At 42.4% G+C, this 14,701-nt stretch carries 11 protein-coding genes; 2 read left to right on the top strand and 9 right to left on the bottom strand.

The genetic code is table 11. The annotated features are described in order from the left end of the window. Window positions 1-18 precede the first annotated feature (18 nt). The 3 genes from ACY3FQ_RS09960 to ACY3FQ_RS09970 form a co-directional block, all read right to left on the bottom strand. Entirely contained in the window at window positions 19-990 is a 972-nt protein-coding gene (locus ACY3FQ_RS09960; protein WP_004980341.1) for a bile acid:sodium symporter family protein, read from the bottom strand. Between the two features lie 167 nt (window positions 991-1,157). Continuing rightward, entirely contained in the window at window positions 1,158-1,559 is a 402-nt protein-coding gene (gene gloA / locus ACY3FQ_RS09965) for a lactoylglutathione lyase (RefSeq protein ID WP_004693583.1), read from the bottom strand. Window positions 1,560-1,682: 123 nt separating this feature from the next. After that, window positions 1,683-3,824 carry an AmpG family muropeptide MFS transporter gene (locus ACY3FQ_RS09970; RefSeq protein ID WP_489773988.1) on the bottom strand — a complete coding sequence of 714 codons (2,142 nt, stop codon included), beginning with the start codon at window positions 3,822-3,824 and terminating at the stop codon, window positions 1,683-1,685. Window positions 3,825-4,005: 181 nt separating this feature from the next. Between ACY3FQ_RS09970 and ACY3FQ_RS09975 the strand changes: the two genes are divergently transcribed. Beyond that, entirely contained in the window at window positions 4,006-6,639 is a 2,634-nt protein-coding gene (locus ACY3FQ_RS09975; RefSeq protein WP_489773989.1) for a Lon protease family protein, read from the top strand. Window positions 6,640-6,694: 55 nt separating this feature from the next. Here ACY3FQ_RS09975 and grxD read toward each other — a convergent pair whose 3' ends face one another. After that, window positions 6,695-7,036: a Grx4 family monothiol glutaredoxin gene (grxD, locus tag ACY3FQ_RS09980; RefSeq protein ID WP_004693588.1), complete on the bottom strand. Its 342-nt coding sequence runs from the start codon at window positions 7,034-7,036 to the stop codon at window positions 6,695-6,697. A 162-nt stretch (window positions 7,037-7,198) separates the two neighbouring features. Between grxD and ACY3FQ_RS09985 the strand changes: the two genes are divergently transcribed. Continuing rightward, complete coding sequence (locus ACY3FQ_RS09985) at window positions 7,199-8,410, top strand: aspartate aminotransferase family protein (RefSeq protein ID WP_348959980.1); 1,212 nt, start codon at window positions 7,199-7,201, stop codon at window positions 8,408-8,410. A 78-nt stretch (window positions 8,411-8,488) separates the two neighbouring features. Here the strand turns inward: ACY3FQ_RS09985 and sohB are convergent, their stop codons facing one another. The 5 genes from sohB to ACY3FQ_RS10010 all read right to left on the bottom strand — a co-directional run bounded on the left by sohB (window position 8,489) and on the right by ACY3FQ_RS10010 (window position 14,566). Beyond that, window positions 8,489-9,460 (bottom strand): protease SohB, encoded by a 972-nt coding sequence (sohB, locus tag ACY3FQ_RS09990; RefSeq protein WP_348959983.1) that lies wholly within the window; start codon window positions 9,458-9,460, stop codon window positions 8,489-8,491. A 280-nt stretch (window positions 9,461-9,740) separates the two neighbouring features. Then, a complete protein-coding gene (gene pstB / locus ACY3FQ_RS09995) occupies window positions 9,741-10,655 on the bottom strand; it encodes a phosphate ABC transporter ATP-binding protein PstB (protein ID WP_004693593.1) in 915 nt (304 codons plus the stop codon). Between the two features lie 13 nt (window positions 10,656-10,668). Continuing rightward, on the bottom strand, window positions 10,669-12,057 hold the full coding sequence (pstA, locus tag ACY3FQ_RS10000; protein ID WP_489773991.1) for a phosphate ABC transporter permease PstA: 1,389 nt from the start codon (window positions 12,055-12,057) through the stop codon (window positions 10,669-10,671). Beyond that, window positions 12,057-13,436 (bottom strand): phosphate ABC transporter permease subunit PstC, encoded by a 1,380-nt coding sequence (gene pstC / locus ACY3FQ_RS10005; RefSeq protein ID WP_125280435.1) that lies wholly within the window; start codon window positions 13,434-13,436, stop codon window positions 12,057-12,059. The genes pstA and pstC overlap by 1 nt, the downstream gene beginning before the upstream one ends. Before the next feature lie 104 nt (window positions 13,437-13,540). Next, complete coding sequence (locus ACY3FQ_RS10010; RefSeq protein ID WP_126036130.1) at window positions 13,541-14,566, bottom strand: substrate-binding domain-containing protein; 1,026 nt, start codon at window positions 14,564-14,566, stop codon at window positions 13,541-13,543. Window positions 14,567-14,701 lie beyond the last annotated feature (135 nt).

Genomic DNA, 14,701 nt, shown 5'->3' on the forward strand with positions numbered 1-14,701 from the left:
TAGCTTTTGTAAATTTTATTACTCATCCGTACTTTGTTTCGCCCAATAATTAGCAATAATCCCACACACCATTAACTGGATTTGATGGAAAATCATAATCGGTAAAACAATCATCCCCAAAGGCTGCCCAATAAAGAGAATTTGTGCCATTGGAACACCACTAGCCAAAGTCTTTTTTGAACCACAGAAAAAAATGGTTTTCTGATCGGCACGATTAAAGCCCAACCAACGTGGTAAAAACAACCCAAGTAACATAATAATCGTCAATAAGACCGAACACACAATGATCAATAGGATTAAAGTACCGACACTCACCTCTTGCCATAGACCGGCCACCACAGCACCGCTGAAAGCACCGTACACCACCATTAATATCGATCCCTGATCGAATGCTTTGACGATGCTTGGCATTTTTTGCATATACGGAAATACATATGGTCGAAGTAACTGTCCAAGGACAAACGGAACCAACAGCAATAAAGTGATTTGAAGTATAGACGAGGTTGGATCAAAACCATGCTCTGACTGCCCCAAAATGAAAAAGGCCACCATCACAGGGGTAATAAACATCCCGATCAAATTTGAGAATGACGCACTACATACCGCCCCAGCCACATTGCCTTGTGCAACCGAAGTAAACGCAATTGAAGACTGTACTGTCGATGGCAAAAAGCACATAAACAAAAAGCCCCAATACAACTCCTGCCCAAGTAGTGGTACCAATACAGGTTTAGCAAGTAAACCTAAAACTGGAAAAAGGATGAAGGTAAATGCAAAAACCAACGCGTGGAGTTTCCAATGCATCATGCCCTGAATCACGGCTTCACGGGATAGTTTAGCGCCATGCAAAAAGAACAATATCGCAATCGCGACCGTCGTCAGTACACCAAATACACTGGCAGCTTGACCTGAAACAGGGACAAAGCTGGCTAAGAGCACCATAACAAATAGCAATAACGTAAACCGATCGAGTGCCAATAATTTCAACATACCAACATCCTGTCATTCCTCTAAAAATGAAAAAGCCCAGTGACTAATTTACCTTTGGGTAAATTCATCTTACTGAGCTATATAAATAAAGCTAGCGTTTACAGGATATGTTCAATATTTTTTTAATTAATACTGTGCATACACGCTGCATATGACCTAATAACGGCTTAGTTATTACGTGCATTATTATCTTGTTGAATCAGTTCAATTTTATAACCATCCGGATCTTCTACAAAGGCAATAACCGTTACACCACCCTTCATTGGCCCAGCTTCACGTACAACATTGCCACCGCGCGCTTTGATTTCCTCACAAGCTTTATATGCATCGTCTACTGCAATCGCTATATGACCATAAGCATTGCCCAGTTCATAACTGTCCGTATCCCAGTTATGTGTCAGCTCTAAAACCGTATGATTTTCTTCATCACCATAACCCACAAATGCCAAAGTAAAACGACCTTCTTCATAATCACGCTTACGAAGTAAAGTCATACCAAGCACTTCAGTATAGAACGCCAAAGATTGTTCTAAATTGCCTACACGTAGCATGGTATGTAGCATGCGCATTGGAATTTCCTCATGATTTATTCTCAGCCCCCAATATAGGCAAAGCCGTCCTATATTTCAAACCTCAACCACAAAAAAAGCAGCCACAAGGGCTACTTTTTTCATTCGAAACAAATCGATGCTTTAACTTTGCTCAGCGGCATGCTCACGTAGAAGTTTCGCTACCCAGACCACTAAGATTAAAATTGGGATTCCAATGAGTGTGGTCAGCAAGAAGAAATTTGGATAGCCAATATTGGACACAATTGTCCCTGAATATCCACCTAAAATTTTAGGTGTCAACGTCATCAATGAACTAAAAATCGCATACTGAACAGCAGTGAAAGATACGCTGGTCAAACTTGATAGAAATGCAATAAATGCAGCACCTGCTAAACCTGATGCCAAGTTGTCGACAATAATCGCAAAATACAGCCAGTTTGAACTATATTCTTTAATCACCTTCCCTTTAACCTCTAACTGTCCATCAACCGCTTTATTCAAGTTGATTGGCTGAAGATCAACATCTAAAGTTACAGATTTTGCAGCTGCGGGATCCACCTGATAATTCAGCGCAGTGTGTTGTTGCGCACGCTCATTTTGCATCAATATGGCATTCAGCTTTTTAGAGTTTGAATCAAGAAGCAGTTGAGCAGGGATTGCTGCGCTAAACACACCTTCTTTGTCTAACTTTGCATCAAAGCTTTGACCATCTAAGCTCAATTTAATACTTTGGTTTTCAGCCAGTGTAGCAAGGTATTGACCTCGTACCACGATACTTCCTTCAGACTCTCGTTGATCAATCACATTATCAGCCGTGATCGGAAGCAAGAGCAATGCCGTAGATGCACCCGGTTGACTAATATAAGGCAATGTGACCGAGACAGGCTGTGAAGTATCATTTTGAAAACTGGCCGTTGCAGTTAGACGTTCATTTGCCTGAAGTTGCTCAACAGGAACCTTAATTGCCCATGCACCTGTCTCATCCGCTTGAGTTTTGAAACTTTGCTCACCAACATTGATCACAACATCATTTAAAGGTTGTCCTGATTTGACCAAACCAATAAAGATGAGATTGGTTGAACTGGCCAAGATTGCTCCGACAAACATCAATTTCATGATGTTCATACGCTGCGCCAGTAGTCCTCCTAAAAACCCACCAACCAAACTAAAAATCACCCCATAAACTTTCACCGCTTCAGCAATCTGCTCTTTGGTAAAGTTTAAGTCTTGATAGAACACATTAGAGATCACACCTGCAATGATGTCTGAAATACGGTAAAAACCAATCAACAATAGCAATACCAACGCCAACTTCACGCCATAACGCTTAAAGAAGTCAGCAACAGGATTTACCCATGTTTCATAGGCCATTTGCTTGTTCACAGCGCCCATTTTGACAAGGCTTGAACCCACCACAAATGCAACCGCACCAGAGCTAATAAAACGTAAAGCCTCAAAACAAAACAGTGCAAAACTATCTTTGATTGACCAGAGTTGGATCAGCATTTCAGTTAACTTGCCTGAATAAATATAGCTCAGTACAAAACTCACCACAGATACAAAGAAAACTGCCACTAAACGATAATAATCTACTCGTTTATATTCTTTACGTACCCGATCAACTTGTGGCTCACGTATGCATAAAGTGGTTGCGATCCCGACCAACATGACCGCCGCCATTGCCAAATACGTCCACTTCCACGCCTCATAAATATAGTTACCTTTAGCTGTACCCAAATAAGCCGCTAAAAATAACGCACCCGCACCCGCAACGATCATACCGATGCGATAACCAGCGTTATAAGTTGAAGCCAACACCGTTTGCATTTGCGTTTCTGCCAGCTCAATACGATAGGCATCAATCACAATATCTTGTGTCGCAGCAGAAAAACCTAAAAGCACAGCACCCGCAGCCATTTGGTAAAGATAACTCTGACCAAGAGATGGATCTGAAAAAGCCATGATAGAAATGGCACAGATAATTAAGAGTTGTGCGATCAATAGCCATGCACGGCGACGACCCAATAATTTGGTCAGCACTGGCACAGGTAATTCATCTACCAAAGGGGCCCAAACAAATTTGAATGAATAACCCAGAGCTGCCCAACTAAAAAAAGTCACAGCGCTCTTATCAATACCTGCTTCCCCTAGCCATAAAGATAAGCTCGAGAAAATTAACAGGATTGGGATACCTGCTGAGAAACCCAAAAACAGCATGATCAACGCACGGCGATCTAAAAATGCAGTAAAGGCGGATTTCCATCCTGAAGATTGTGTTGTCATTACGTTTTTGTTGTCTTAAAACCAATGCTGCTATTCAAACCCTTAATACAATTTGTTTCAACCTGATTTATAAAATCAATGTTCTATTTTTGTCGACAAACACTGCGACTTTGCTTGATCTTTTGCATTAAACCTGTATACCTTTAAGTTTCTAACGCAATCTTTAGTTTCGGATTTCAAAGTGACCCAAAAACACGATCAAATGAGCTCTTCTATATCTGTACCACCCGCATTAAATAGTCAAGAAAATCCAGAAAACAACCTTAGTTCAGCATTTGACCAACCCGAAATTCAAACGACCTTAGTAAAGACACAACTTCAAGCAGAGCAACTGACGCACACCCCTGCTCTGGATAAGATTCCAGCCTCAACGCGTCGTATTAAACCGCTCAATAATTTTTTAGGGCAAGACCGTGCACGTGCTTCAGTTGAAGCAGGCATTTCATTACCTTACTCTGGCTATAACATCTTTGCCGTAGGGACAGCTGGCTTGGGCAAGCGCACCATGGTCAAGCGGTTACTCCAACAACACGCCAAAAATATGCCAACACCGAACGATTGGGTTTACGTTTATAATTTTAAAAGCCCACGTCAACCGATTGCTTTAGAGTTGCCTGCGGGTCAGGCAGTAAAATTTCAAACCATGTTACATCAAACATGGCAAACCACTTTAAAGCAGCTCGAGCGCCGCTTTACTGCTGAAACCTACCACAACCGTATAGAAGCCATTCGCCAACAAACGGGTGACGTTCAGCAACAAGCCTTGATTGAATTGACTCAAGAAGGTGAAGAACTCGACCTCAAACTGATCTCTCGTAATGATGAGCACTGCTTTATTCCCGTCCAGTATGTAGACGATAAAGTATTGGAAATGACGCAGGCCGACATCAATGCGTTAAGCTCGAAAGAGCGTTCTGAAATTAATGCCAATATACGCCATATGGATAAAAAACTTGAGCGTTTAGGCATGCATTTAGGCGACTTGGAGGAAGATGCCCGCGATAAAGTTCAAGTATTGAACCGCGATATTGCCAAGCAAGTTTTATTACCTAAAGTCGAACAGTTACTGACTAAGTTTGCTGAGGTTGAAGGCTTAAAAGACTATTTAAAATATTATGCTGAAGACATTATTAACAATGTCGAGGTGGTGCTCGAACAAGAAGAAGATGACTTTACCCCCGGCCTGTTTAGTCGTATCCCTTCGCGCTATCAAGCCAATGTCATTGTGTCGCATAAACCCAATGCAGGTGCACCGGTTATTTTTGAAGACTTCCCAACTCACTACAATTTGCTTGGCCACGTAGAGCAACTGACTCAACATGGCACCATTACTACAGATTTTACCCTAATCCGCCCAGGGACATTGCATAAAGCCAATGGTGGTTTTCTAATGTTAGAAGCAGAACAACTGCTTGAACAGCCTTATGCATGGCAAGGTCTAAAACGCGCTTTAAAATCAGGCCAGTTAAAACTCTCTTCACTTGAGCATATGCTAACACTGACAGGAAGTATCTCAATTGAACCCGAGGCAATTCCGCTGAATTTGAAAGTGGTTTTACTGGCTGAGCCTGAAATTTATTATGAAATACTCGAAGTAGAACCTGAGCTTGGCAGTGTCTTTAAAATCCGTGCCGACTTTACTGATACGTTGCAACGTAATGAAGTAAATGAACAAGCCTATATGCAGCTGATTGCAGACTATGTACAAGCCGATAAATTACTTCCTTTCGATCGATCTGCGCTTTCTGCGCTTTTGACTGATTCTAGCCGTCAAGCCGAAGATCAAAGCTCCTTATCTCTACATGCCCTCACATTGGGTGATTTGATTCGTGAGGCGCATCATCACGCCTTCCAATCAGGCGATAAAATGGTCTCGGATCAACACATTAATATGGCATTAGATCATCGTAAATATCGTTTAGGCTATTTGCGTGAGCTCTATTGGCAGGATTTATCACGTGGTACACAGCTCATCGAAACACGCGGACACCGTCTCGGTCAAATTAATGCACTTTCGGTCATTCACTATGCAGATGTTGAGTTTGGCTTACCATCACGTTTAACAGCCTCTGTGTATCAAGGCGGTGGTGATATTCTGGATATTGAGCGTAGCGTCGAACTCGGTGGCTCTCTGCATGCGAAAGGTGTGCTATTGATGTCATCGTTCTTAAAAGCACATTTCGGGCGTGAGCAAACGCTACACTTCTCTGCCGCACTTGCCTTTGAACAAAGCTATGGCCAAGTCGATGGTGACAGTGCTACGGTTGCAGAGCTGTCTGCTTTAATCTCTGCAATTAGTCAGCTACCGATTGATCAGTCTTGGGCGATTACTGGCTCAATGAACCAATTGGGTCAAGTTCAACCGATTGGTGGTGTCAATGCTAAAATTGAAGGTTTCTTTGATGCATGTAAACTTCAAGGTTTAACTGGTAAGCAAGGTGTGATTATTCCACGTCAAAATATGCAGCATTTAATGTTACGTAAAGACGTGATTGAAGCGGTTTCAAATGGCCAGTTCCACATTCATGCTATAGATACGATTGATCAAGCGCTTGAACTACTTATGGCTCGACCAGTCGGCACTTTAGACAAGAAAGGACGCTATACCAAGAAGTCTATTTATGCGGCGGTGATGGATCAGCTAGATTATTGGCAAGCCATTGAAGATGGTGCTGAGTTTGAAGAAGAACCGAAGAAAAAGAAAAAAAAGAAGAAGGACAGAAAAAAGGCAAAAGCTGAAAAAAAGACTGTTGCAACTGAAAATACAGCGGAACAAACTCCTGAAACCATAAGCACAGCAACTACAGCGGATTAAACCTTTCCCTCAAACAAAAAAAGCGCCTCAATGGCGCTTTTTTTACAACTGAAGATTAAGCTTCAGGTGCTGGACTATGCTGCTCAACTAAAGGTTGTAATTCACCTTTTTGGAACATGTCTAGAATAATGTCACTACCACCAATCAACTCACCGTTGATCCATAACTGTGGGAATGTAGGCCAGTTTGCAATTTGTGGTAACAAAGCACGAATATCTGGATTTTCAAGAATATTCACATAAGCAAACGGACGACCAATTTGACTAAGCGCTTCTACAGCACGTGCAGAGAAACCACATTGTGGAAACTGTGGGGTGCCTTTCATATAAAGAAGTACAGCGTGTTTTGCAATTTGGTCACGAATTAACGCTTCGGTATCGCGTGCTTGTTCAGTCATTGATCAATCCTCAACTAATCTAACCCGCATTATACCCAAAACGTAGAAAAACAGTATGCCTAAAGCAATATTTCGACTTTTATTTAGATTTAGGCTTTAAAACTACAAGCATAATTGCTTAATATTGGATTTCACTTACCCTCTAACAGATAAGAGTTAGTCATGAATAACATTACCCTTGCTCCTGTACAAACTGATCAACCCTCTCATTTGATGCCAGTATTTGGCCGTCAGCCGATCAGCTTTGTCCGAGGTCGAGGCTCTTATCTGTACACGGAGGATGGTACTGAATACTTTGATGCGCTAACGGGCATTGCAGTCTGTGGTTTAGGCCATGCACATCCTGTCATTGCAGAAGCGATTGCAGAACAAGCGGCAACGCTCATTCATACCAGTAACTTGTTTGAAGTGCCTTGGCAAACGGCTGCAGCACAAAAACTTGCTGAAGTTGCTGGCATGGAAGAAGTATTCTTTTCAAACAGTGGTGCAGAATCCAATGAAGGTGCAATCAAAATTGCCCGTAAATTTGGCTACATGCAAGGCATTGCCAATCCAAAAATCATTGTTGCAGAGCACTCATTCCATGGGCGTACCATGGCAACTTTATCGGCAACAGGCAACAAAAAAGTCCAAGAAGGCTTTGGCCCATTGGTTGAAGGTTTTATTCGTGTCCCATTCGGCGACATTGAAGCCATTGAAGAAGCTGCAATCCATCATCCTGACATTGTCGCAATCTTTGTCGAACCAATTCAGGGCGAAGGTGGGGTCAACACTGCTCCGCAAGGCTTTAGCTACTTGGCAGAGATTCGTCAGATCTGTAATCAGCATAACTGGCTGATGATGTTGGACGAAGTTCAAACTGGTAATGGCCGTACAGGCGAATACTTTGCCTACCAACACACCAACATCATTCCTGATGTACTTACCACTGCCAAAGGTTTAGGCAATGGCTTCCCCATTGGTGCGGTAATGACTCAAGGTCGTGGTGTAGGCGTATTGACCGCGGGTAACCACGGTTCAACGTATAGTGGCTCAGCATTGGGTTCGCGTGTGGTGTATACCATCATCGACATTATGCAAAAAGAAAACATTGTACAAAATGCGGCTGAACAAGGTGCGTACATCGTAGAACAACTGCGTAACCAACTTGCCGATCAAAATGTGATTGTCCGTGGCTTTGGTTTGATGATTGGCGTTGAGCTACCAAAAGCATGTGGTGACTTGGTCAACATTGCTCGTGATGAATACCACACCATTATTAACGTTACTGCGGGTTCGGTAGTACGTTTACTACCGACCTTGAATATTACCAAAGATCAGGCGGATCAACTGATTGAACGTCTAGTGAAAATGATTAAAGCGTACTTAGCTTAAGACAAAAAAGTCTGGTTCTAAAATTGCTTTTTGCATATTTCGGAACCAGACTTTTAAGTTGAATCGGCCAACTAAATATTAAAGTTTTGGATCACGCATTTGAACCAAACTTGCATTGGTTTTAGTTAAGGTTTCTATCACTTTATTCATGACTGCTGGTACCAAGGCATCTGCCATTTGCGCAGCTTGTAAGCCTAACTTCTCACCTAAAGTCGGTTTCTTACGCGTTGAGATGACATAAACATCATGATCGGTCAGCAAATTAAGCAAATAAGCATCTGAAGTTTGTAACTGATCGACCAAGTTCAAATCTAAAGCATCTTGCCCATACCAATGCTCACCTGTCGCTACTTTCTCAACATTGAGTTGTGGACGGTATTTTTCAACAAAGTGTTTAAACAACACATGCGTCTGTTGTAACTCTTCTTCAAACTTCGCCTTACCATCTGCTGTGTTTTCACCAAACATTGTCACTGTACGTTTATATTGGCCTGCTGTGTATAATTCAAAATCGATATTATGTTCTTTTAGCAGACGATTAAAGTTAGGGACTTGCGCGACTACACCAATTGAACCAACAACCGCAAAAGGTGCAGCAATAATCTGATTGGCGATACATGCCATCATATAACCGCCACTCGCTGCAACTTTATCGACACAGATAGTGAGATTGAAACCTGCATCACGTAAACGTACCAATTGTGCAGCAGCCAAACCATATCCATGTACCATACCGCCTGGGCTTTCTAAACGCACCACAACACGATCACGCCCTGCTTTGGCTGTCGCTAAAATCAAGGTAATTTCTTCACGTAAGCTTTCTACCGCTGTTGCCGCAGTATCACCTTTAAAATCTAGAATATAAACTTTTTGATTGGCCTTTTTACGATGACGCGACTCTTTCGCTAACTGCTGAGTCAGCTGCAATAACTCTAATTTAGAGGCTGTAGTTTGCGCAATTTTTTTACGTTGTTCATTGATACGCGCATTTAAATGTGTAATTCGAATTTCAGCGGGAAGTTTCGGTAAATGAAATAACATAGAAATTATATTCTCTAAAATAATACGTCGGTATATGACCTAGATTAGGTCAATGGCATTTTTTTTCAATAGCCATTTTTTGTTTTATTCTGTAATGCGTTATCTTTCACATTTTATCATTTATAAGATGAGTCAATCTCTCAGGCAGCACACCTTCGCATCTTTTGTCCAATATGACTGCAATACGCAATGTCCATCATCATAGCTATTTCATCACCAAACCAAATGCTCGCGTATAAAAAACAGAGCACTTAGGCTCTGTTTTTTCAAATATTTCAAGTTGTGCGTATTAACCAAAACGACCTGTAATATAGGCTTCAGTTAACTGATGATCTGGCTGAGTGAAGACTTTCTCGGTTGAGTTCACTTCAATCAAGTCACCTAAATGGAAGTAAGCGGTACGGTCTGATACACGTGCAGCCTGCTGCATCGAGTGCGTCACAATCGCAATCGTATACTGCGTTGAAAGTTCAGAAATAAGCTCTTCCACTTTCGCTGTTGCAATCGGGTCAAGCGCTGAACATGGCTCATCCATCAGAATCACTTCTGGGCTTACCGCAATGGTACGCGCAATACATAAACGCTGCTGCTGACCACCCGACAGGCCTGTGCCCGGTTGGTTTAAACGGTCTTTGACTTCGTCCCAAAGGCCCGCTTTACGTAAGCTGTTTTCTACAATTTCTTCTAAGTCATACTTATCACGCGCCAAACCATGCAGTTTAGGGCCATAAGCCACGTTATCAAAAATTGACTTTGGGAATGGGTTTGGTTTTTGGAATACCATACCTACTTGAGCGCGAAGCAACACCACATCGAGGTTTGGGTCATAAATATCTTGATTATCCAACATCACTTTACCCGTCACACGACAGCTATCAATAGTGTCGTTCATACGGTTCAAAGTACGCAAGAAGGTCGATTTACCGCAGCCCGATGGCCCAATAAATGCAATCACTTCATTTTCGTAGATATTCAGATCAATCCCTTTAATCGCTTCAGCTTCGCCATAGTAAACATGTACATCTGAAGTGCTGAGTTTGACTTGTCCTTGTGCCTGATCTTTCTTAGCAGAAGTCTGTGTATCAAACTGCGACACAAAAGAAGTACCCTGCTGACCTGAGGTCGTATTCGGGTTTGTAAATTGAGTGTGTTCTTGATTCACTGTTTGATCCTGATCTAAGGAATTTTTAACAACGGTATTCATATTTTGCCCTCACTTACCAACGGACTTCAAATTTCTTACGTAACCAAATTGCAATACTGTTGAGTCCAATCATCATTGCAAGCAGAACAATAATCGCAGCCGCTGTACGTCCTTCGAAGAAGTTACGCAGCTCATTACCTTGCCACAAGAAAATCTGTACAGGTAAAGCACTCGATTGATCAAATGGAGTTGTAGGTACACTTGCAACAAATGCACTCATACCAATTAATAACAGCGGTGCAGTCTCACCTAATGCTTGTGCTACACCAATAATTGCACCCGTTAGAATCCCCGGTAGTGCAAGTGGTAAAACGTGATGGAATACGGTTTGTATACGTGAAGCACCTAGCCCTAAAGCGGCCTGACGAATTGAAGGTGGTACAGCTTTCAACGATGCACGTGTCGTAATAATCACCGTTGGTAATGTCATTAAACTCAGCACCAAACCACCGACCAATGGTGCGGAAAGCGGTAAATGCATCCAACCAATAAAGATCGCAGCACCGAGCAAACCAAAGACAATTGATGGTACAGCGGCAAGGTTGTTAATGTTGACTTCAATGACGTCAGTGATCCAGTTTTTAGGCGCAAATTCTTCAAGATAAATTGCAGATGCCACACCAATTGGAATCGAAATAATGATCACGATCAGCATCATGAACAGCGACCCCATGAATGCCCCTGCTAAACCTGAAGTTGCAGGAGAACTACGAGAGTCTGGACTGACGAAGATGTTGGTATTGAAAGTATTTTCCATTACCCCTGAAGCTTTCATTTCATCGGCAAGTTGACGAACTTTTGGGCTCAACTGTTGCTGTTCATCAGGCAAACTACGGTCAATATTTCCTGCGAGCCACACATCAACGTTTGCATCGGCAAGCACTTTAATGTCTTCTTTCTTACCGACTAATGATGGATCTTTCATCACCATATCACGTAAGCGATATGCTTCAGAACTGGTGTACAAAGAAGCCAAATCATCTCGTTTAGAAGCAAGTGCTGGATCTTTTGCAATCATGGCATTCACGATTAAAGCATCCCAATCCACCATGCCCATTTCAGTTTGCCAAGCAATAAAACGCTCCTCAAACTGCGCTGGAGATTCGCCTGCACGCTGTACAGGTTTTGCACCTGTCGTAATAATGGCAGGGTCAAAGTACACGGGTAAACTCATGCTACTTTGCCAAAAAGCAGGTAAGCCTTTCGATAAAATACTGCCAAAAAGTAGCGCGACAAAGAATAAACCTGCAATCACTGCTGAGAAACCAAAGAAACGAAAGGTTTTTTCTTTACGGTGACGTTTTGCCAATGAATTACTGATCGTTTGCTTACGCTTTTCTCGTAATTCTGCCGCATGTTGTGGATCAAATACTTGATCTGCTGTGCTATTAGAAGTCGTCATTAGTCGTATTGCTCACGATATTTACGCACGATGTACAGTGCAACAATGTTCAAACCAAGCGTAATTACAAAGAGTGTCAGACCTAGTGCAAATGCCACCAAAGCTTGCGGGCTTGCAAAGTCAGTATCACCAGTCAATTGGTTTACGATGGTAATGGTCACAGTTGAAATGGCTTCAAGTGGATTGGCATGCAATAGAGGACTATTCCCTGCTGCAAGCACCACAATCATGGTCTCACCGATGGCACGTGACGCTGCAAGCAAGAACGCGCCGATAATGCCCGGAAGTGCTGCTGGTATCACCACCTGACGAATGGTTTCGGACTTTGTCGCGCCCAAACCTAATGAGCCATCACGTAATGCACGTGGTACCTGCGTGATAATGTCATCAGAAAGCGATGAAACGAAAGGAATAATCATGATACCCATGACGAAACCAGCAGTGAGTGCGCTAGTTGCGTTGATGTGTAAACCAACGGATTCGCCCAACATTTTAAAGAATGGGCCAATGATCATCAGTGCAAATACACCGTAAACAATGGTTGGAATCCCTGCGAGAACTTCAATGGTTGGTTTTGCCCATGAGCGAAACCCAGAAGATGCATATTCAGCAAGATAGATCGCGATCATTAAACCTACAGGGACTGCAACCAAGAGTGCAATACCACTGACCATTAAGGTACCCCAAAGTAATGGCAGTAAGCCGTAGCTTCCTTCTGCATTACCAGAGGTACTAAAGCCGGGGTTCCATTCTGTACCGAAGAAAAAGTCGAGTGGACTCACAAAGTGGAAGAATCGCATCGCTTCGCTGAACATCGACATCACGATACCAATCGTGGTTAGAATCGCGACACCAGAACAGAGCGCAAGTGCAACATTAATGGTTTTTTCAACTTGGTTACGCGCGCGGAATTGAGTTGCAATGCGCTTTTTCGCAGCGACTAAACCTGCCAGTGCAGCACAAATCACCACTGCAATTTTTGCAAATGTTCCAATGCTTTGAAACTTCGCCAGTTGCTCCGCAGCAGCAAGCTCATACGCGGCTGGTGTATCTGTGACACCAAAACCTGAGGCAATCGCTTCTACACGGTTAATCAACACATCCGTACTTGCAGCATCTAAAGTTGCAGCGACTTGTGCTGGCACGTGATTTAACACCACATGATTCAAAACATTTGGTTCAACAATATTCCAAACAATCAAAATTAAAAAAGCAGGGATACCACACCACAAAGCCACTAACGCACCGTAATACCCCGGACGTGAGTGTAATTTTGCAGAATTATTTCCCTTACCTGCTAAGTTACGGCTCTGACTTAAGCCCATTTGATAGGCTATGGCGATCAGTGCCAATAACACACCTATAAGTAGCAGATTCATGTATTCTCCACGGTTCTTTCAATTTTCATTATTTGAAAAAACTTAATCCTAGTAAAAAACGTCAAAGGTAGGACTTGCCTACCGTTGACTGTTTCTACGCTTAATTACTTAACCGCTTTGCCTGCTTTGAAGTTCGCAAGAACTGCCGCACGCTCTTTGTCTGACATTGAGATCAAACCAGCACGTTCAAGCTTAGAACCTTTACCTGATACTTTCTTGCTGATGAAGTATTCAGTGTATTCTTTTAAGCCTTTGATTGATTTCAAATGCTCGCCTTTCACGTAGAAGAATAATGGGCGAGAAACTGGATATGAACCATTCAAAATCGTCTTTTCAGATGGTGCAACATTGTTCACTGTCGCTACACGTAACTTGTCACGGTTTTGGTCATAGAAACCTAAACCAAACACACCCACTGCGCTAGGCGACGTTTTTAAGCGCGCCAAAGTTTCAGTGTAGTCACCCGCAATCTCAATCACTTTGCCGTCTTTACGGAAAGTTGAACATGCTTTCTTTTGTGCATCTTTATCCATTGCTTTGATTGCTGCATACGTTTCACAGCCTGCATCAACCATTTTTTCTTGGAACACTTCACGTGTACCGTGGTTTGATGCTGGAATCACCAAAGTGATTGGTTCGTTTGGAAGGCTTTTGTCAATTTGGTTCCAACGTGTATATGGGTTTGCAACCATTTTACCGTTAGATGGTAACTGCGCTGCTAAAGCTGCATAGACGTGCTGTGGACGTAATTTGTATGCTGCTTTGCTTGTATTTGAAGCGAACACAATACCGTCATAACCAATTTTGATTTCGATCACTTGGTTCACACCAGCTTTCTTACAAGCAGCTAATTCTGTATCTTTAATTTTACGAGATGCATTTGCGATATCAATTGTGTTATCACCCACACCATTACAGAACTGTTTTAAGCCACCTGAAGAACCGCCAGAACCAACAACTGGTGCTTTAAATTGTGGAAAGGTATTGCCAAACTCTTCAGCAACAATACTTGCATACGGTAAAACTGTTGAAGAACCCGCAATTTGAATTGTGTCACGAGCTGCGTTTGCCGTAGTTGCTACAGCTGCCCCAGAAACTACTACTGCAAGTGCGATATGGTTTAAGCGCATATTTGTTATCTCACATATTAAACATTTTGGAGTACGCCACTTTTTATTCAGTCTTGTACTTTTTTGGATAACTGCATTTTGATTTCAGAATATGACAAGCAAGTTACAGCATTGTGACACTTTCATGATGTTTAT

The sequence above is a fragment of the Acinetobacter sp. AB03 genome (assembly GCF_058107045.1).